Source organism: Paenibacillus sp. FSL H7-0714, assembly GCF_038003765.1.
Lineage (GTDB): Bacteria > Bacillota > Bacilli > Paenibacillales > Paenibacillaceae > Paenibacillus_AQ.
In genome coordinates this window covers 6,302,730-6,320,071 of record NZ_JBBOPT010000001.1, presented here as the reverse complement: position 1 = coordinate 6,320,071, position 17,342 = coordinate 6,302,730, and the positions used below count along the sequence as shown (strand labels likewise).

General features: G+C 42.8%; 15 protein-coding genes and 1 other annotated feature. Of the genes, 14 read left to right on the top strand and 1 reads right to left on the bottom strand.

The genetic code is table 11. The features are described from left to right. Positions 1 to 243: 243 nt before the first annotated feature. The 7 genes from NST34_RS28345 to arsC all read left to right on the top strand — a co-directional run bounded on the left by NST34_RS28345 (position 244) and on the right by arsC (position 7,064). Entirely contained in the window at positions 244 to 2,205 is a 1,962-nt protein-coding gene (locus NST34_RS28345; protein ID WP_341129211.1) for an ABC transporter ATP-binding protein/permease, read from the top strand. Positions 2,206 to 2,232: 27 nt separating this feature from the next. Next, the gene (locus tag NST34_RS28340) at positions 2,233 to 2,901 is read left to right on the top strand and encodes a response regulator transcription factor (protein ID WP_341129210.1); all 669 of its coding nucleotides are present in this window, start codon (positions 2,233 to 2,235) and stop codon (positions 2,899 to 2,901) included. Next, positions 2,902 to 4,227: a sensor histidine kinase gene (locus NST34_RS28335; RefSeq protein ID WP_081383082.1), complete on the top strand. Its 1,326-nt coding sequence runs from the start codon at positions 2,902 to 2,904 to the stop codon at positions 4,225 to 4,227. It begins immediately after the preceding gene. Positions 4,228 to 4,276: 49 nt separating this feature from the next. Then, the gene (locus NST34_RS28330; RefSeq protein ID WP_339798726.1) at positions 4,277 to 4,825 is read left to right on the top strand and encodes a GNAT family N-acetyltransferase; all 549 of its coding nucleotides are present in this window, start codon (positions 4,277 to 4,279) and stop codon (positions 4,823 to 4,825) included. A gap of 82 nt (positions 4,826 to 4,907) precedes the next feature. Further along, positions 4,908 to 5,234: an ArsR/SmtB family transcription factor gene (locus NST34_RS28325; protein WP_042191975.1), complete on the top strand. Its 327-nt coding sequence runs from the start codon at positions 4,908 to 4,910 to the stop codon at positions 5,232 to 5,234. 99 nt (positions 5,235 to 5,333) lie between these two features. Next, a complete protein-coding gene (locus NST34_RS28320) occupies positions 5,334 to 6,623 on the top strand; it encodes an arsenic transporter (protein ID WP_341059457.1) in 1,290 nt (429 codons plus the stop codon). Between the two features lie 21 nt (positions 6,624 to 6,644). Further along, a complete protein-coding gene (arsC, locus tag NST34_RS28315; protein ID WP_076285522.1) occupies positions 6,645 to 7,064 on the top strand; it encodes an arsenate reductase (thioredoxin) in 420 nt (139 codons plus the stop codon). Positions 7,065 to 7,153: 89 nt separating this feature from the next. Here the strand turns inward: arsC and NST34_RS28310 are convergent, their stop codons facing one another. Continuing rightward, positions 7,154 to 8,365, bottom strand: a complete 1,212-nt coding sequence (locus NST34_RS28310) for an oxalate decarboxylase family bicupin (RefSeq protein ID WP_341129209.1) — start codon at positions 8,363 to 8,365, stop codon at positions 7,154 to 7,156. Between the two features lie 171 nt (positions 8,366 to 8,536). On the opposite strand from NST34_RS28310, the gene NST34_RS28305 reads away from it, so the two are divergent. The 7 genes from NST34_RS28305 (at position 8,537) to NST34_RS28275 (ending at position 17,325) form a co-directional block, all read left to right on the top strand. Further along, complete coding sequence (locus tag NST34_RS28305) at positions 8,537 to 9,391, top strand: copper amine oxidase N-terminal domain-containing protein (protein ID WP_341129208.1); 855 nt, start codon at positions 8,537 to 8,539, stop codon at positions 9,389 to 9,391. Between the two features lie 49 nt (positions 9,392 to 9,440). Continuing rightward, positions 9,441 to 10,997: a tetratricopeptide repeat protein gene (locus tag NST34_RS28300; RefSeq protein WP_341129207.1), complete on the top strand. Its 1,557-nt coding sequence runs from the start codon at positions 9,441 to 9,443 to the stop codon at positions 10,995 to 10,997. Positions 10,998 to 11,065: 68 nt separating this feature from the next. Beyond that, positions 11,066 to 11,326: a binding site (T-box leader), on the top strand. A gap of 74 nt (positions 11,327 to 11,400) precedes the next feature. Further along, entirely contained in the window at positions 11,401 to 13,080 is a 1,680-nt protein-coding gene (locus NST34_RS28295) for a glutamine--tRNA ligase/YqeY domain fusion protein (RefSeq protein ID WP_341059459.1), read from the top strand. Between the two features lie 282 nt (positions 13,081 to 13,362). Next, the gene (locus NST34_RS28290) at positions 13,363 to 14,622 is read left to right on the top strand and encodes an Nramp family divalent metal transporter (protein ID WP_042194556.1); all 1,260 of its coding nucleotides are present in this window, start codon (positions 13,363 to 13,365) and stop codon (positions 14,620 to 14,622) included. Positions 14,623 to 14,703: 81 nt separating this feature from the next. Next, complete coding sequence (locus NST34_RS28285; protein ID WP_341051605.1) at positions 14,704 to 15,339, top strand: TrkA C-terminal domain-containing protein; 636 nt, start codon at positions 14,704 to 14,706, stop codon at positions 15,337 to 15,339. Positions 15,340 to 15,532: 193 nt separating this feature from the next. After that, positions 15,533 to 16,672 carry an ABC transporter ATP-binding protein gene (locus NST34_RS28280; RefSeq protein ID WP_341129206.1) on the top strand — a complete coding sequence of 380 codons (1,140 nt, stop codon included), beginning with the start codon at positions 15,533 to 15,535 and terminating at the stop codon, positions 16,670 to 16,672. Then, the gene (locus NST34_RS28275; protein ID WP_341129205.1) at positions 16,669 to 17,325 is read left to right on the top strand and encodes an ABC transporter permease; all 657 of its coding nucleotides are present in this window, start codon (positions 16,669 to 16,671) and stop codon (positions 17,323 to 17,325) included. The genes NST34_RS28280 and NST34_RS28275 overlap by 4 nt, the downstream gene beginning before the upstream one ends. Positions 17,326 to 17,342: the final 17 nt, after the last annotated feature.

The window sequence follows — 17,342 nt, the reverse complement described above, 5'->3', positions numbered from 1 at the left end:
AGGAGCGGTAGCGACCGCCTTTGTCTCCGAATTTCATCCGCTAACAGCGGTACAATTCAGGGAATTTGGAGACAACAGCGGCCGGAAGTCCAAAAGTTCCCCGTAGTTACCACTTCCTCCTTAAATGTATTGTCTCAAGATGAGGAGGGATTCCAGTTCATTATCAGTTCACACAAATTTGTTAGGATTGGAAACATCAAAGGCAGAGAAAAAGAGCGTGACCCAGGAGAGGAAGAGATCGGAATGAACATATTAGAGGTTAAGAATGTTAAAAAATCGTATACTTTGTATGGTAAGGAAAAGGTTCCAGTACTCCATGATGTGAACTTAAGCTTTGAGACAGGTGAATTTGTCTCCATCCTCGGTGAATCTGGTTGCGGTAAGTCCACACTAATGAATATCATTGGTGGAATGGACTCTGATTATGAGGGCGATGTCCTTGTTCGCGGGAAGAACCTAAGCAAGATGACCGAAAAGGAAATGGATGACTATCGCAAAAACAACATTGGCTTCGTATTTCAAAACTTCAATCTGATTCCACACTTATCAGTCTTGGAAAATGTTACGGTTGCGATGCAGATGACGAATACAAGCGAGAAAGAACGTAATAAGCGTGCTATAGAAATTTTGACTGAGGTAGGATTAAAGGATCATCTGAAAAAACGTCCAAATCAACTGTCCGGTGGACAGAAGCAACGGGTATCCATTGCACGCGCATTGTCGAACAATCCAGATATTATACTGGCAGATGAACCTACGGGTGCGCTGGATAAGGATACAGGTGATCAAATCTTAGTTTTGTTGGACAGCATAGCGAAAAGAGGAATCTTGGTCATTACCGTGACCCACTCGCAGAAAGTAGCTGATTACGGTAGCCGTATCGTTAAGCTTGAAGAGGGATTGGTGAAAGACGATATTCATTTGAAGGAACGTTCCATGGCTACCTACGATGGGGGAGATGGTTCGGCCAGAAACCTCAGCTTAATGGCTTCTTTCAAAATGGCCCTTCAAAATATGAAGCTTAATGCCAAACGTAATGTATTGGTAGCTTTGGGTGGATCGATAGGTATTTTAAGTGTACTCTTGATGCTCTCCTTAGGAAATGGGATCACTAGCTATATTAATAATGAAATTAATTCAAGTATGGACCCTTTGCTGGTAGATATCACTAAGCCAAATCCAGAAGCCAAAGACATGAAAGGCCCAGAAGCGATGATGTTACCGGGTGTTTCGTTTACAAAGGCCGATGTTGAAACGATTCGTAACCTCCCAAATGTAGATCATGTGGAGACTATAACAACGATTACAGGTAAGTCTACTACGGTTTTTGGAGAACAAACGGGTAGTCTCACACAATTAACCACCTTAAACGATACATTTGATAAAGCGACGATTAAAGCAGGGGCTTTACCGAAAGAAAATGAAGTATTATTACCAACGAAAATAGCGAGTCAATTAAGTGGAAATGACCAACCGAATGCTATGGTAGGGAAGTCTATTCATCTGTATATTAATGAAATGGATGCTCAACATAAACCGATAACGTTGGAAAAAGAAATCAAGGTCTCTGGTGTTTATGAAGCCACTGATCCAAGAGCGCAAATGTCACCAACAGGATATATTCCAACACAGACACTGGAGCAAATGTATACTGATAAAGGGATTACCATTGGCCCGATTCAGGTTAATGCTTTTGCAACGGATATGAAATATGTGAATGATATTAATAAAGCGGCTGTTGATGCGGGCTTCTCGGGCTCCCAAACGGCAAAAGTCATGGAGCGTATCACGACTTATGTGGATATGGCTACGATCGTTCTATCTGGTATTGCAGGGATTTCGCTCATCGTATCAGGGATTATGATATTGGTTGTACTTTACATTAGTGTAGTGGAACGGACGAAAGAAATTGGGATCCTTCGTGCGATTGGAGCAAGAAAGAAAGATATCAAGCGAATATTCTTTTCCGAATCCGCATTATTGGGTATATTTAGTGGTGTCTTCGCAATAATCTTTGCAGCTATTATTAGCTTTGGTTTAAATATACTTCTGGAAAATGCTTTTGGCGTAAAGCTTATTAACTTATCTGGATCTTATATCGTATTCGGATTAGTTGTAAGTACAGGGATTAGTATTGTCGCTGGTTTGATGCCTTCATCGAAGGCTGCCAAGCTCGATCCAATGGAATCTCTGCGATACGAATAAATACAATGTTGGAAAGGAAATTGATGTATGAGCACAATTCTAGTGGTTGATGATGATTCCCATATCCGCAAATTAATACGATTATATCTTGAAAAAGATCAGTTTTCCGTAGTGGAAGCGGAAGATGGTCAAATAGCATTAGACATTCTAGCTCATACAAAAATTAATTTAGCGATTGTGGATGTGATGATGCCTCATATCGATGGTATTGAACTGACAGAAGATATTCGATCTTATATTGATATGCCGATCCTAATGGTTACAGCCAAAGGAGAGTCTAAGGATAAAGTCAGAGGATTTAATGCGGGGTCAGACGATTATTTAGTAAAGCCGTTTGATCCCATTGAATTGGTACTGCGTGTGAAATCTTTATTAAAGAGATATCATGTAACCCCTTCGAATGTTATTCAATTAGGGGGAGTGACGATTGATCTAGGGAATTTAACAGTCGCTAATGCCGATCAAATGGTTGAATTGAAAAAGAAGGAATGTGAATTGCTGTTTGCTTTGGCGGGTTCGCCAAGGCAAATATTCACCCGTACTCAGCTAATAGAGAATATATGGGGAATGGATTATGAAGGCGATGAGCGGACGGTTGATGTGCATATCAAACGCTTGAGAGAACGTCTTGAACCCATCCCACAGTTCATTATTTCTACGGTAAGAGGACTTGGATATCGTCTGGAGCTAGTCTAGATGGTGAGAAAAAGTCTGCGTCTTCGCATCGTCGTTACGTTCATTGGTATTGTTTTAGTCAGTTTAATTATTTCCTTTTTTCTTTTTATGCAGTTTTCAGAAAAAAATAATACCCCAAACCATATGTTTATTAATATTGCTAAAGATATAGCAAAGGTGACAAATCTAATAGATGATCCGGAAAAAGTAAACGCATTTGCAGATCTGCTTAATCGATTTGGTATAGATATAGCGGTTGTTAATGAGCCAAGTGAATCTGTTTTTTCTTTAGACAAGGAGAAAGTTGCTATCTTATTCAATTCCAACACAACCGATGCGGTCTTTCTATCGGGTAGGGGTGGACTTGCTATCGTAGGGGTTCCTAAGATAGATGATGGAAAAGGTGCTTTCATTATTAAGATTGATTTTTCATCGACTGTAAGAGGCTTGAGAATTACGCTTCTGTTTACACTATTAGCTGTACTAATCATCGGAAGCTTGCTTATCTTGTTCATGTCCAGGTATATTGTGAAGCCTATTAAGAAGCTAACTGTTGCAGCGAAGGAAATGGCGTCAGGCAATTTATCTGTCCGATTGACTTATCGTAATAAAGATGAATTTGGTGAACTGATGGAGAGCTTTAATCGTATGGCAAGTGAGCTGCAGAAAATGGACTCAGTTCGTGATGATTTTGTCAGCAATGTTTCTCATGAAATGCAGTCACCGCTTACATCGATTAGAGGATTTACAAGAGCGCTGCAAGACGGTGTCATTCCATTAGAAGAGCAAAAAGAGCATCTGGATATTATCTATGAGGAAACCTTACGCCTATCTAGGCTTAGTGATAATCTGCTCCGATTAGCCTCACTCGATTCGGAACACCATCCGGTTAATCCCACCACATTCCAATTAGACGAACAATTAAGAAGAACAATCGTATTAGCGGAACCACAGTGGGCACGGAAAGATATTATGATTGAATTGGATTTATTGCCTTGCGAGATCACGGTGGATAAAGATTTATTTGATCAGGTCTGGCAGAACTTAATAAATAATGCTATAAAATATACGGGGCAAGACGGTACCATTCATGTTGAAATTGAGATGAACGCGCAATTTGTGAAGGTATATATTAAAGATTCTGGTAAAGGCATTCCTGAGGAAGCACTTCCGCTTATCTTTGATCGATTTTATATGGTGGAGAAAGCGCGTAGCAGCGCTCTTAAAGGGAATGGACTTGGACTTTCCATTGTGATGAAGATTCTGAAAATACATGATTGTAATATTGATGTGGAGAGTAAAGTTGGAGAAGGAACCCAGTTTGTTGTAACGATTCCTAGAACCTAAACCACATGAATAGTTAATGGGCTAAAGCTAAAGGCAAACTTTGAGGGGGATGATGATGCAAGATCTAAATCCTATCTATTTACGCGAATTGAAGCATACGGACTGGAAAGATGTTCATTCGTATTGTTCACAGGATCGTGTGTGCCGTTTTCAAGCCTGGGGTCCAAATACTGCTGATCAAACTCGTTCATTTGTGAGCCAGGCACTAGATGACTCTCAAAAAGTTCCCAGAACTCGGTTCGCGCAAGCCATAGTTGCAGTAGGAACTGAAAATTTGATCGGCATGGTTGAATTAAATATTAGAAGCCATACGGACAGAAGCGGTGAAATCGGCTATATTGTCCATCCTGATGTCTGGGGACAGGGAGTCGCTACAGCAGCAGCCGGACTAATGTTGAAGTTTGGTTTTGAAGAACTGCATCTACATCGAATATACGCGACCTGTGACCCTCGAAATAGTGGATCATCCAAGGTGCTCACCAAGATTGGCATGACCTATGAAGGCAGATTAAGAGATGCTTTACTCATAAAAGATGGCTGGCGAGATTCTTTAGTGTTTAGTGTATTGGAGCAAGAATGGGATAAGGAAGTGCGCTAAAATAAAGTCTTGCTTCTAAATGTCTAGTTCATTACAATATAAGTATTCGCTTATATAAGTGTTGGAAGGAGGAGAAGTAGGGATGCAGTCACTGACGGATATTGCAGATGATTTGAAGCTCTTAGGAGATAAGACGCGACTGGCCATGCTTTCACTTTTGAAAGAACGGGAATGGTGCGTGTGTGAATTCCTTGATATTTTTGATATATCCCAGCCGGCGATTAGTCAGCATTTACGGAAATTGAAGAATCGAGGGATCGTGAAAGAAAGCAAACGAGGGCAGTGGGTGCATTATTCATTAAATGTCGAGGATAAACCACATCTTAAGGCTGTTCTTCAACAAATGCCCAGCTCAGCCGCGATATTGGCTAGTTTGAATAAAGAAGTTAAAGCACCGTGCTGCGACTAAAATATAGTTGTAGTTTTTTAAAGTATATATAACTATATAGTTATATGGTGATATAGGATTTATTAGGATTTATTCGTAGATTATAGGAGTGTTGAGAAAGTGGTCATTCTAGCCATACTTATTTTTATGGTAACTTTAATTTTTGTAATCTGGCAGCCTCGAAATTTATCGATTGGATGGTCAGCCTGCGGCGGAGCGATCATTGCTTTACTAGCTGGGGTAGTTAGCTTTAATGATGTTCTGGATGTAACACAAATGGTTTGGAATGCGACGTTGGCGTTTGTTGCAATTATCTTAATTTCCTTAATTTTAGACAGTATTGGATTTTTTGAATGGGCAGCGTTACATATGGCGCGAGCAGCACGGGGGAACGGAACACGAATGTTTGTCTATGTCATCGTTCTTGGTGCGTTGGTTTCTGCCTTTTTTGCAAATGATGGAGCGGCGCTAATACTTACCCCTATTGTACTTGCTATGGTAAGAGCGCTGAATTTTGATGAGAAAAAAGTATTTCCATTCATTATTGCTAGCGGCTTTATTGCGGACACCACCTCATTGCCGCTTGTGGTTAGCAATCTTGTGAATATCGTATCGGCTGACTTTTTTGGAATTACCTTTATGGAGTATGCGGGGAAAATGATTGTACCTACGCTATTCTCATTGATAGCGAGTATCGTGGTGCTTTATTTCTTTTTTCGCAAAAGTATTCCGAAGCGATTTAATGATTCCGAACTAAAAGATCCGCAAGAGGCTATTAAAGATAAGAAGATGTTCCGATTATCATGGATTGTACTGGCTATTCTTTTAATAGGGTATTTCGTTAGTGGATTCTTGAAGATACCGGTATCAGTGGTTGTGGGAATCATTGCAATTTTGTTCATGCTCCTCGCGAGAAGAAGTCCTTCCGTCAAGGTGAAAGAAGTGCTTACAGGAGCACCTTGGGCGATTGTGTTCTTCTCCATTGGAATGTATGTCGTGGTATATGGACTTCGGAATGCGGGTCTAACTGATCTACTCGCTAAGGCGATAGGAATGATTGCTGATCAGGGTCTATTCGCTGCAACTATGGGTATGGGGTTTATTGCTGCATTGATCTCATCATTGATGAATAATCTGCCTACTGTAATGATTGACGCACTCGCAATTGATGCAACGCATACAACCGGAGTTATTAAAGAGGCATTAATATATGGGAATGTTATAGGTTCAGACTTAGGGCCAAAAATCACCCCGATTGGCTCACTAGCAACGCTGCTGTGGCTCCATGTGCTTTCGGCCAAAGGTGTGAAGATATCCTGGGGAACGTATTTTAAGACGGGTATTATATTAACTATCCCAACGTTGTTTATTACACTTTTAGGTCTTTATCTGTGGTTGTTGATTACTTAATTTGAAAAGGGGAAGATCAGGATGAACAAGAAAACGATTTATTTTTTATGTACAGGAAACTCTTGCCGGAGTCAGATGGCTGAGGGCTGGGCAAAGCAATATTTAGGGGGAGAATGGGACGTGTACAGCGCTGGAATTGAAGCCCATGGTCTAAATCCAAAAGCTGTACAAGCCATGAGCGAAGTAGGCATAGATATCACCGGACAGACCTCGGATATGATTGATTCTAATCTGTTGAATAATGCTGACTTAGTCATTACGTTATGTGGGGACGCTGCGGATAAATGTCCAATGACACCTCCGAAGGTCAAACGAGAACACTGGGGCTTCGATGATCCGGCAAAAGCGCAAGGGACCGATGAAGAGAAGTGGGCAGTGTTCCAGCGTGTGCGTGACCAGATTGAGGTAAGAATCAAACGATTTGCGGAGACCGGCGAATAGTTACCAGGTGAAGCATCCTATTCTTTTAAAAATATAAGAAAGTATAAGTTTCACACTACACCTTATCCTTATATTTCTCGCAAAAACGCTTACCGTCCTTTAGGGACGTCGGAGGCGTTTTTGCTTGTCTTAGGATATTTCACAACGGGCCATTTCACTTTCCTTAAGGCGTTCATTACCTCTGGTCCAACGTTCAGGTTACTTTGAACCAATTCATGGGGAGTGAGAGCCATCCATTGATTCAGAGAAACGTCGGCAAAACGATCGCTTTTGAACATTTCAAGGAACCATAAGGAGTCGTCGCCTGTATTCTGAATATAATGTCCAAACGCAAAAGGAACATATCCTACATCGCCCGCTCTGTAGTTGAAGGTGCGTGCTACACCATTTCCAGCGAATACGGTCATGCGTCCTTTTCCGGTAAGATAATACTGCCATTCATCGTTATTTGGATGCCAGTGCAGCTCTCTCATCCCTCCGGGTTCAATTTCTACCAATGCGGCAGCTACGGTTTTGGAGATGGGAAAGTTACTGGAATCGACTATTCTGACGCTCCCGCCGGGAGTTTTCAGCGGAGGTTGAGCCAATAAGGAATGTTTAAAGGTTTGTGGGATCTCTCCGTATGGAGATTCTACCTTTTGACTTTGCAATGAACCCGGAACCTGATCCTGATAAATATAGACCTGTTCGGTGGGAATAGAGTCAAATGCAGCGGCAGGCACCCCAAAGTTAGCCGAAAGAACTTCTTTAGGAGTATGGGCAAACCAATCGGAAATGGACAAGGTGTTTAGATCAGAGAAACTTCCATCGTCGAATACAAGCAGAAACTCACAGCCTTCTTCAAGACCTTGTATAGAGTGGGGAATACCTGGCGGAAAATACCATAGATCACCTGGCCCCACATCTGCTATGAAGTTTCGACCATTTTGATCTACGGCAGTAATTCGAGCTCGACCTAGCAGCATATAAGACCATTCCGCTTGCTGATGCCAGTGGAGTTCACGAACTCCACCGGGGGTTAGGCTCATGTTGACGCCAGCTAGTGTAGTGGCGATGGGGAGGTCTCTGACCGTCACCTCTCTCGACCAGCCACCATGATTAAGCTGCATATGTGCATCGGAGAAAGAGAATTTTAAATTGGGGACGAGACCGGCATCGGTCACGGGAGGGACAAACATGTCGGGATTCTCCAAATCCCGCATTATATCACGTGGTCCTTTATCTAATCCCCCTGCGACATCGCTTCGAATGGGCTGAGGGATATTTGTCTTTCTTGGCGAATCCTGTCCATCTGCAGTCATCCATCGCACTCCTTTCATGATTCTAAATAACTCAATGAAAATATATGCGGAATGCTGTCTTTTATGATGAATAGCAAAAGTGGAACAAGTTGACATGCGCAAGGGGATCATAGATTATTAACCTATAGAGGTTAAGGTTCCAGACGGAGTAGAGAGGGAGAGGGGTTTGAGATGAATCATATTAAGGAGTCCTTACAACGATTAGGGAAAATAAGAGCTTATGTCATAGGTCTATTAGTGATTATGTTCGCCGCGGGTTCCGCGGTTACACCTACATCGGTGTCGGCGGCTGTTCAGTTAGGGACTCAGGTAATGCCACTGTCATATGGGGGGTATTACGTCCTTTTTCCAGGTAAACTCGCTCCTTATTTTAAATCAGGTAAATTAATGGTGCCGATTCGGGCTTTCTCGAGTGCGATTGGTGCAGATTTGCTCTATGACGCATTAACGAACAGCGTTACGGTTTCACTACTGGATCGCTCTGTAGGGAAGATTAAAGCAGGGCAGCTAGAGGCAGAATTTAATGGGGAGACAGAAGATTCATTAGGGATCGCCCCAGAGATCAAGGACGGAATCCTGTTTGTTCCAGCATCCCCTATTCTAGAGGGGTTAAAGACATTTCGCTGGGAAACTCAGTTCAATAACGTGAATAAATTAACCCTTGGCATTGGCGCCAGAAAAGGGGAGGAATGGGCAAAGCCTGAGGCGGATCGAGCGCTTGCCCCTTACCCAGTGGAAACAACAGCACATCCATATCCTTTATATCCGTTTAAGCTAACACAGACTCAATCTGGGAAAGAATACAGACTAACCTTAGGCGTGCAAAATACCTCTGGTTTTGTTATCCCTAAAGGTAATGCGGAACTGGAGCTGGTGAGTGTGGACAGTAAAGGGAACTCTTACTACCAAACGTTAAAAGGACCTGACTCTTTAACCTCCAAGGCGGCATTATTATCATTTTCCGTTTCCATTCCTACAGAGGCTGAATACGTCATTTTCAGATCACGTACATTGAGAGCGGGATAAGTATCATAGGTGTTCTAACAAGATATACAGAGAGCAGGTTAAGAAATAGATGACAGGTAACGAAGGGCAGCACTATCGCTTCAGTGAAGCACCCATTTGGGAATTGCAGCGGGCTTATTATGAAGAACAGGGATTAAAGGCTTGGAATAATGATCAGGTTCCGCAGTATATTACGAGTAATCCTATGATTGCGACAGCATATGCGGAAATGATCTTCGGATTTCTGCAAGATCGGGCTGGACAAGGACATCTCTCTGAAACAGTCACTATACTGGAATTGGGAGCTGGGGCGGGTCGGTTAGCGTTCCATATCCTTAAGAAGCTATGCGAAATCATAGATTATGCGGGGACTCCACTTCCTCCTTTTCGTTATGTGATGAGTGATTTACCCGTTAAAAATATAACCAGCTGGCAGCAGCACCCAAGCTTACTTCCATTCGTAGAGCAGGGTATACTGGATTTCGCACGATTTGATGCTGTACAGGATACTGAACTGTATTTAGTGCGTGCTGAGCTCAGCATCAAACCTGGGGATTTACAGCAGCCGCTGCTGCTTGTGGCGAATTATTTTTTTGACAGTATCCCGCAGGAATTAATTTATGTGGATGAAGGTAAAATATTTGAATGTGAGGTGTCGATTCAGTATTCAGCGGATGCAGATTCGGACAACCCCTCAGATGTACTCGGCAAAATCATTCCTCAGTATCATTATCGCCGTGCGGCTAATTACGAAGCGGAGACCTATACCTATCATGACGTTATAGCGCTTTATCAGCAAAAGCTGGAGGATTCCCATATCCTGTTTCCGGTGGTGGGGCTTACATGTCTGGAGCGGCTTGCTAGGTTGTCTAAAGAAGGTTTCGTACTACTAACAGCAGATAAGGGAGATCACCGTATCGAGAATTGGGAATTTGCCGAGCCACCTGAGCTTATTCATCACGGAAGCTTCTCCTTAACGGCGAACTATCATGCGATTCAGCATGTGTTGGAGCAAAAAGGGGCTCAATCCTTATTTACCACACATCACTATAAAAACTTGAACATCGGATGTATTCTTATGCTGGACGCGCCGATGAGCTATACGAACACTCGGCTGGGCTACAAACGGTTTGTAGAGCGTTTTGGTCCGGATGATTTCTTCAGTATGAAGGAATGGGGCGACCATCAATTAGACGCTATGGAGATACAGCAAATTTTGGTCTTTTGGCGATTAGGCGGGTACGATGCGGAATGGTTTATCCACAGTGCTGAACGGATTTCTGAGCTATTACCCACTGCAAGTGATGAAGAAATGCTGGATCTTCAGCAGGGGATACGATTAATGTGGACAGGTTACTATCCGATGGTACAGAGCTATGACCTATCACTGGATGCCGGGTTACTGCTGTATGAAATGGATAAGTTCGAGGAGGCGTTAGCCTACTTAGAGCGGTCTATGCATGTCAATTCGGAAGAACCATTAGCCTCGGTGCTTTATAGTATGGCGATTTGTAATTATGAGCTTGGAGCTGAAGGGGCTGCACTGGATTACGCGCGTAGAGCTTTTGCTGTAGAGCCGGATAATGAAGTAGTGTTGGAACTAATAACGGCACTGAGCGAGGATTAAATCGTAAGAAGACAGAAGTACAGCACCATTTACACAGGACCATCTATTTGGTATCCTATACAAAATAATTAAACGCGATGACGAGAAGAGTAAATAAAATCATTCCTTCACAGAGAGCCCTGAATGATGAGAACAGGGTAAGGGAGATTTTATCGAAACAAGCCTCTGAGCGGCATATCGGAACCGATCGACGGGGATGGTATGACGGGAGCTCCTGTTATAGAGCTAGAGTATAAGCGCTGCGTAAGCTGCATTGCCGTACTTGATGAGATTAATATGGCGACATATTAATGAACCTGGGGTGGTACCGCGAGAATTTCGTCCCCAAGACCATAAGTCTTGGAGGTGAGGTTCTTTTTATTTTACAGAGGCGGATATCACTTATAAACAGGAGGTAATACCAATGAACAAGGAACCGGAAGTATTAGCAGAGAGTTACATCGACAGATTGATTCAAGAAGAGCTGGAAGCTGGGACTTACAGTAGAGATATTTGCACGAGATTCCCACCGGAGCCTAATGGGTATCTGCATATTGGCAGTGCGTATGCTATTCACACGAACTATACGACTGCGAAAAAGTATGGCGGGAAGTTCCATTTGCGGTTCGATGACACCAATCCTTTAAAAGAGGATCTGGAGTATGTAAATGCTATTTGCGAAGATATGTTATGGATGGGCTACCCGCCGGACCATACTTTCTACGGATCAGACTATTCGGAAAAAATATATAATAGCGCGGTAAAGTTAATTCAAAAAGGAAAAGCCTACGTCTGCGATTTATCACCTGAAGAGGTGTCAGCTTATAGAGGAACGCTTACGGAGCCGGGAAAGAACAGCCCTTATCGGGAGCGTTCTGTGGAAGAGAATTTGAAGTTATTCACGGAGATGAGGAATGGAGCCTATCCGACGGGAGCCAGAGTATTACGGGCCAAAATAGATATGAGCTCACCTAATATCAACTTGCGTGATCCAGTGATTTACAGAATCATTCATGCGGAGCATTATAGAACCGGCAACGATTGGTGTATCTATCCGATGTATGATTTTGCCCATCCTATACAAGATGCGATCGAAGGGATTACGCATTCCCTGTGTTCCATTGAGTTTAAGGATCATCGACCACTGTATGAGTGGGTACTGAATGAACTGGATACCCCTGAGGCTCCAAAGCAAAGGGAGTTCGGACGCGTGAATATCACCGGCGTCGTTACTAGCAAACGGTATATTAGACAACTGGTTACAGGACATTATGTGGATGGCTGGGATGATCCAAGACTTCCAACGCTTCGCGGACTGCGGAGAAGAGGTTTTACGCCGGAGAGTATTCGGAATTTTGTGAAGGAAATTGGTTTTGTTAGAAATAGCACCATTGTAGATATTGCCATGTTAGAACATTCGCTTAGACAAGATTTGAAGGCGAAGGCAACTAGCGTGATGGCTGTTCTAAAGCCTCTTAAGGTGGTTATTACTAACTACCCTGAGAATCAAAGCGAATGGCTGGAGATTGAGAATAACAGTGAGGATAAGACGCTAGGGGAAAGGGAAGTTCCTTTTTCACGGACGCTTTATATTGAACAAGAGGATTTCATGGAGGAGCCACCCAAAGGTTATCACAGGCTGACTATAGGGAATGAGGTTAGGTTAAAGGGCGCCTACTTCATTAAGTGCAATGAGGTGCTCAAGGACGAGGCAACTGGAGAAGTTATAGAGCTTCGCTGCACCTATGATCCGAGAACGAAGAGTGGAAGTGGATTTAATGAACGGAAGGTTAAAGCGACCATCCACTGGGTATCGGCAGAGCACGCGATCAAGGCGGAAGTTCATCTATATGAGCGGTTGCTAAAAGATAACGACGGTCCTAAAGAAGAGGATGAGCGCTGGGACGCGTATCTTAATCCAGATTCCCTAACCATTCTGAAGGATTGTTTGTTGGAGCCTTCCATGGCGAGTGCACTTCCAGAAGATAAATTTCAATTCATCCGGCATGGATTCTTCTGTGTGGATAAGAAATATACCACAGCAGATAAGCTAGTACTGAACCGAATTGTGCCGCTGAAGGATACATGGAAAAAGAATTCGTAACCTTTAATGATGATATTTATGATTAGAGTAATTGGCTTAAGCCGGGCGAAGATCGGGTAATTCCTGATGTCGTCCGGTTTTTTTGTTCTTGGTCGTAGGTGGACAAGCATATGAAAATTTCTAATGAAACATATTTACATTTTTCAGAAATGAGCATATACTTTAAATATAAGTTGCACAGAGGAAACTTTCGTGTATATAGACAACTTTTTTTGGGCAAGAGGAGGAATTGACATGTTGGAACAAACTTTAATAGAAAAACCACATATAGAACAACCGCATATGAGACAACATAAAAACTCCATTTCGGCGCAAGCCGTACTTAATGGGGAGACCAAAGGAATTAAAAGATTACTTCCTTTCTTAGGTCCAGCGTTTATCGCTGCGGTTGCTTATCTGGATCCAGGTAACTTTGCCACCAACATTACGGCAGGTTCAAAATACGGCTATCTTTTATTATGGGTGATTGTAGCCTCGAATTTAATGGCCGTTCTTATTCAGGCGTTATCTGCCAAGCTTGGTATTGCTACAGGAAAGAATCTGCCGGAGATCGCTCATGATCGTTTTCCGAAGAGTGTATCGATCTTCTTATGGATTCAAAGTGAACTGGTGATTATAGCTACGGATCTGGCGGAGTTTATCGGGGCAGCATTGGGGCTTTATCTATTATTTGATATTCCCATGCTGCCGGCAGCACTCATTACTGCGGTCGGTTCATTTGCTATCCTAGAGCTTCAGCGCCGGGGTTACCGTTCCCTTGAGGCCGGAATTGCTGCAATGATTCTTATAGTTGTATTAGCCTTTGCTTTTCAAGTAATTGTAGCTAAACCGGATATGGGTGCTGTTGCTGTAGGCATGTTTACACCTAAGTTTGAAGGGGTGGACAGCATTCTTTTGGCCGCAGGAATTCTAGGCGCAACCGTGATGCCACATGCCATTTATCTACATTCATCACTTACACAGAACCGAATTGTCGGAGTAAATGAAGCGGAAAAGAAACAGATTTTTAAACTGGAATTCATAGATATTATTATTGCGATGATTATTGCAGGTGCAGTGAATCTGGCAATGGTTATTGTCTCGGCCGCATTATTTTTCAAAAATGGTATCGTGGTTGAGGATTTGGATGTTGCGTTTCAGCAATTTAGTCACTTAGCTGGACCCGTAACGGCTATCTCCTTTGGCTTAGGACTACTCATCGCAGGACTATCGAGCTCTTCTGTAGGAACTATGGCTGGCGATGTGGTAATGCAAGGCTTCATCAACAAAAGAATTAACCTGTACTTACGCCGTGCGATTACGATTATTCCACCTTTGGCTATCATTGGTTTTGGTGTAAATCCAACGAAAGCACTCGTTATCAGCCAGGTGATCTTGTCCTTTGGGATTGCCTTTGCTCTGGTACCACTGGTTATGTTTACAAGCAATCGTCAGATTATGGGCGGGTTAGTGAATCGTAAGATGACAGCGGCTCTCGGCTGGCTTATCTCTGGTCTGGTTGTATCGTTAAATTTATTTTTGGTATATCAAATATTTGGATAAGGCAGGACATCTTTATTTGGTGAGTGAAAAAAGGTATACTTGAGCATGTTTATAATTCACGCCAGAGTAAGGAGATCGACAATGTCCATGCAAGAAATATCCGGTTATAAGTCTATAGCCCTTGATATTGCACAAAGAATTGTAAGCGGGGAATTTCCCGTACAGAGTAAGCTATCCGGGCGTTCTCTATTGGCAGGGCAATATCATGTTTCTCCCGAGACGATTCGTAAGGCTATGGGATTATTGAAGGATGAGAATATAGTGTTTGTTTCGCAGGGGAAAGAGATTATTGTCATCTCTGATCAAAAGGCGTATGAGTATATCACCAGGAATAACTATCTGAAATCAGCTTATTCATTGAAACAGGATCTACAGCAATTGTTGCTTGAAAAGAAGAAGCTCGACGGTAAATTTGAGAAGCTACTAACTGGAATTATCGAGGCATCAGACCGGATGAAGAATTTAAAGCCGTACCACCCGGAAGAAATTACAATCCATGAAGAATCACATGTGGTTGGCAAAACCATTGGAGCATTACAATTTTGGCAGAATACAGGGGCTACTATTATAGCGCTTCGCCGAGGTGCTGATATAACCATCTCTCCAGGTCCGCATGTCATACTCAGAGAACATGATGTACTTGTAGCAGTTGGTGATGAGAAAATGTACCAAAGAACGGAACAATTTATCAATAAAAATGCAGAAAATCATTTATAATAATAGCTTAAAAAAGGCTATCCAGCGGGGGTTATCACTGGATAGCCTTTTTTTATAATTAACATATTACAATTATTAACAAACAACCTATTGAATTCATGTAGGTTGTCAGTTTGGGGATTGTTTGTTATAGTTTAACTTACAGAGTAATTAGAGAGATGATCTGACGATAGATATTAGAAGGAGGAACCTCATGCTGAAATTTGAAGGAGTAGGTAAGAAGTATGCTAATGGTTATGAAGCAGTTAAGAACATTAGTTTTGAAATCGAAGCTGGAGAAATACTAGTACTGATCGGTCCCAGTGGTTGCGGAAAGACAACAACAATGAAAATGATAAATCGTCTTGTCCCGCATACATCAGGCCATATTTATATCCACGGCAAAGATATTACCAAGGAGAACCCCGTAAACCTCCGCAAGAACATCGGTTATGTTATTCAGCAAGCTGGTTTGTTCCCGCACTACACCATAGAAGACAATGTTGGCCTGATTCCCGATCTAAAGGGGTGGGATGTGAAGAAGAAAAAAGAACGGGTGCTCGAAATGCTCCGTCTAGTCGGACTTGATCCGGTTCTATATGCCAACCGTTATCCGAAACAATTATCAGGTGGGCAGCAGCAGCGTGTAGGTGTAGCCCGTGCATTGGCAGCTGATCCCGAGATTATATTGATGGATGAACCGTTTGGTGCTTTGGACCCTATTACCCGTGAGCAGCTGCAGGATGAATTGCTGCGCATGCAACAAGAAGTGAAGAAGACAATAGTATTTGTAACACATGATATGGATGAAGCACTGAAGCTTGGAGATAAAATCGCTATTCTTAAAGATGGTGAAATCGTTCAACTAGATACACCGTATGAGCTGCTCAGCCGGCCTGCTAATGATTTCGTAGAGTCATTTATCGGCAAAAACCGTATTTACCAAAACCCTGAGTATATCCCCGTAACAGAAGTCATGCGTGACAATCCATCCACATCCCTTCCAAGCCGCACGTTGGGTAAAGCTCTTACCTTTATGCGTCAACGCAAAATGGATACACTACTGGTTGGAAACGAGAAAGGTAAGCTGCTTGGCATAGTCTCCGCTTATGATGTTACCGCTAAAATGGAACAAAGCCTTACTATCGAAGAAATTATGACACCACCTGGGGTGGTGCTGCAGGATACAGCAACAGCAAGAGACGCATTATCATTGATTACGGAAGCTCCATACGGCATTATTCCGATTGTAACCGCTGAGGGGAACATTGCCGGGATTGTTACAAGAGGCAGTCTTCTGACGGCGTTTGCTGCACAATGGGGAGGCGCGAAAGAGGAGGAAGTGTCTGTATGAGAGATCAATCGTTATGGCGACAACTCATATATCAATTAGATTTACGTAGGGAAGATTTGATTCATTCTATGGGAGTGCATATGCAACTTGTGCTCTTGTCCATGTTATTTGCAATTATTGTTGGTATTGCGCTTGGAATTATGATTACACGGGTTAAACCTCTGAAAGGTATTACGCTTGGTGCGGCTGGGATTTTTCAGACAATACCTAGTCTGGCGATGCTCGGATTTATGATTCCTCTATTTGGCATAGGGATGAAGACAGCAGTTGTAGCTTTGTTTCTGTATTCACTGCTGCCAATTATCCGCAACACCTACACGGGAATTACTGATGTGGATCCGTCTATAGTAGAAGCGGCCCGGGGAATGGGAATGAAGAGCTGGCAGATTCTATTCAGGGTTCAACTCCCTTTAGCTTTAAGTGTAATTATGGCGGGGATCCGTACTGCTGCAGTTATTAATGTCGGGACAGCAACACTGGCAGCCTTTATCGGTGCTGGCGGATTGGGTGAATATATTTTCCTGGGTATTCAACGGAACATCGAAGCACTAACCTTACTTGGCGCTATTCCGGCCGCGATTCTTGCACTCGTGCTGGATTATCTGCTTGGATTGCTTGAACGGTTAACGACTCCAAAGGGATTGAAAGTATAACTAAAACTCTGGTCTCG

What these genes read in the sequence shown, in the direction of transcription:
- NST34_RS28330 (WP_339798726.1), top strand. Translation starts at nt 4,277, where the DNA reads ATGATGATGCAAGATCTAAATCCTATCTATTTACGCGAATTGAAGCAT.
- NST34_RS28310 (WP_341129209.1), bottom strand. Translation starts at nt 8,365, where the DNA reads ATGACTGCAGATGGACAGGATTCGCCAAGAAAGACAAATATCCCTCAG.
- NST34_RS28335 (WP_081383082.1), top strand. Translation starts at nt 2,902, where the DNA reads ATGGTGAGAAAAAGTCTGCGTCTTCGCATCGTCGTTACGTTCATTGGT.
- NST34_RS28305 (WP_341129208.1), top strand. Translation starts at nt 8,537, where the DNA reads ATGAATCATATTAAGGAGTCCTTACAACGATTAGGGAAAATAAGAGCT.
- NST34_RS28300 (WP_341129207.1), top strand. Translation starts at nt 9,441, where the DNA reads ATGACAGGTAACGAAGGGCAGCACTATCGCTTCAGTGAAGCACCCATT.
- arsC (WP_076285522.1), top strand. Translation starts at nt 6,645, where the DNA reads ATGAACAAGAAAACGATTTATTTTTTATGTACAGGAAACTCTTGCCGG.
- NST34_RS28340 (WP_341129210.1), top strand. Translation starts at nt 2,233, where the DNA reads ATGAGCACAATTCTAGTGGTTGATGATGATTCCCATATCCGCAAATTA.
- NST34_RS28295 (WP_341059459.1), top strand. Translation starts at nt 11,401, where the DNA reads ATGAACAAGGAACCGGAAGTATTAGCAGAGAGTTACATCGACAGATTG.
- NST34_RS28275 (WP_341129205.1), top strand. Translation starts at nt 16,669, where the DNA reads ATGAGAGATCAATCGTTATGGCGACAACTCATATATCAATTAGATTTA.
- NST34_RS28325 (WP_042191975.1), top strand. Translation starts at nt 4,908, where the DNA reads ATGCAGTCACTGACGGATATTGCAGATGATTTGAAGCTCTTAGGAGAT.
- NST34_RS28290 (WP_042194556.1), top strand. Translation starts at nt 13,363, where the DNA reads ATGAGACAACATAAAAACTCCATTTCGGCGCAAGCCGTACTTAATGGG.
- NST34_RS28280 (WP_341129206.1), top strand. Translation starts at nt 15,533, where the DNA reads ATGCTGAAATTTGAAGGAGTAGGTAAGAAGTATGCTAATGGTTATGAA.
- NST34_RS28345 (WP_341129211.1), top strand. Translation starts at nt 244, where the DNA reads ATGAACATATTAGAGGTTAAGAATGTTAAAAAATCGTATACTTTGTAT.
- NST34_RS28285 (WP_341051605.1), top strand. Translation starts at nt 14,704, where the DNA reads ATGTCCATGCAAGAAATATCCGGTTATAAGTCTATAGCCCTTGATATT.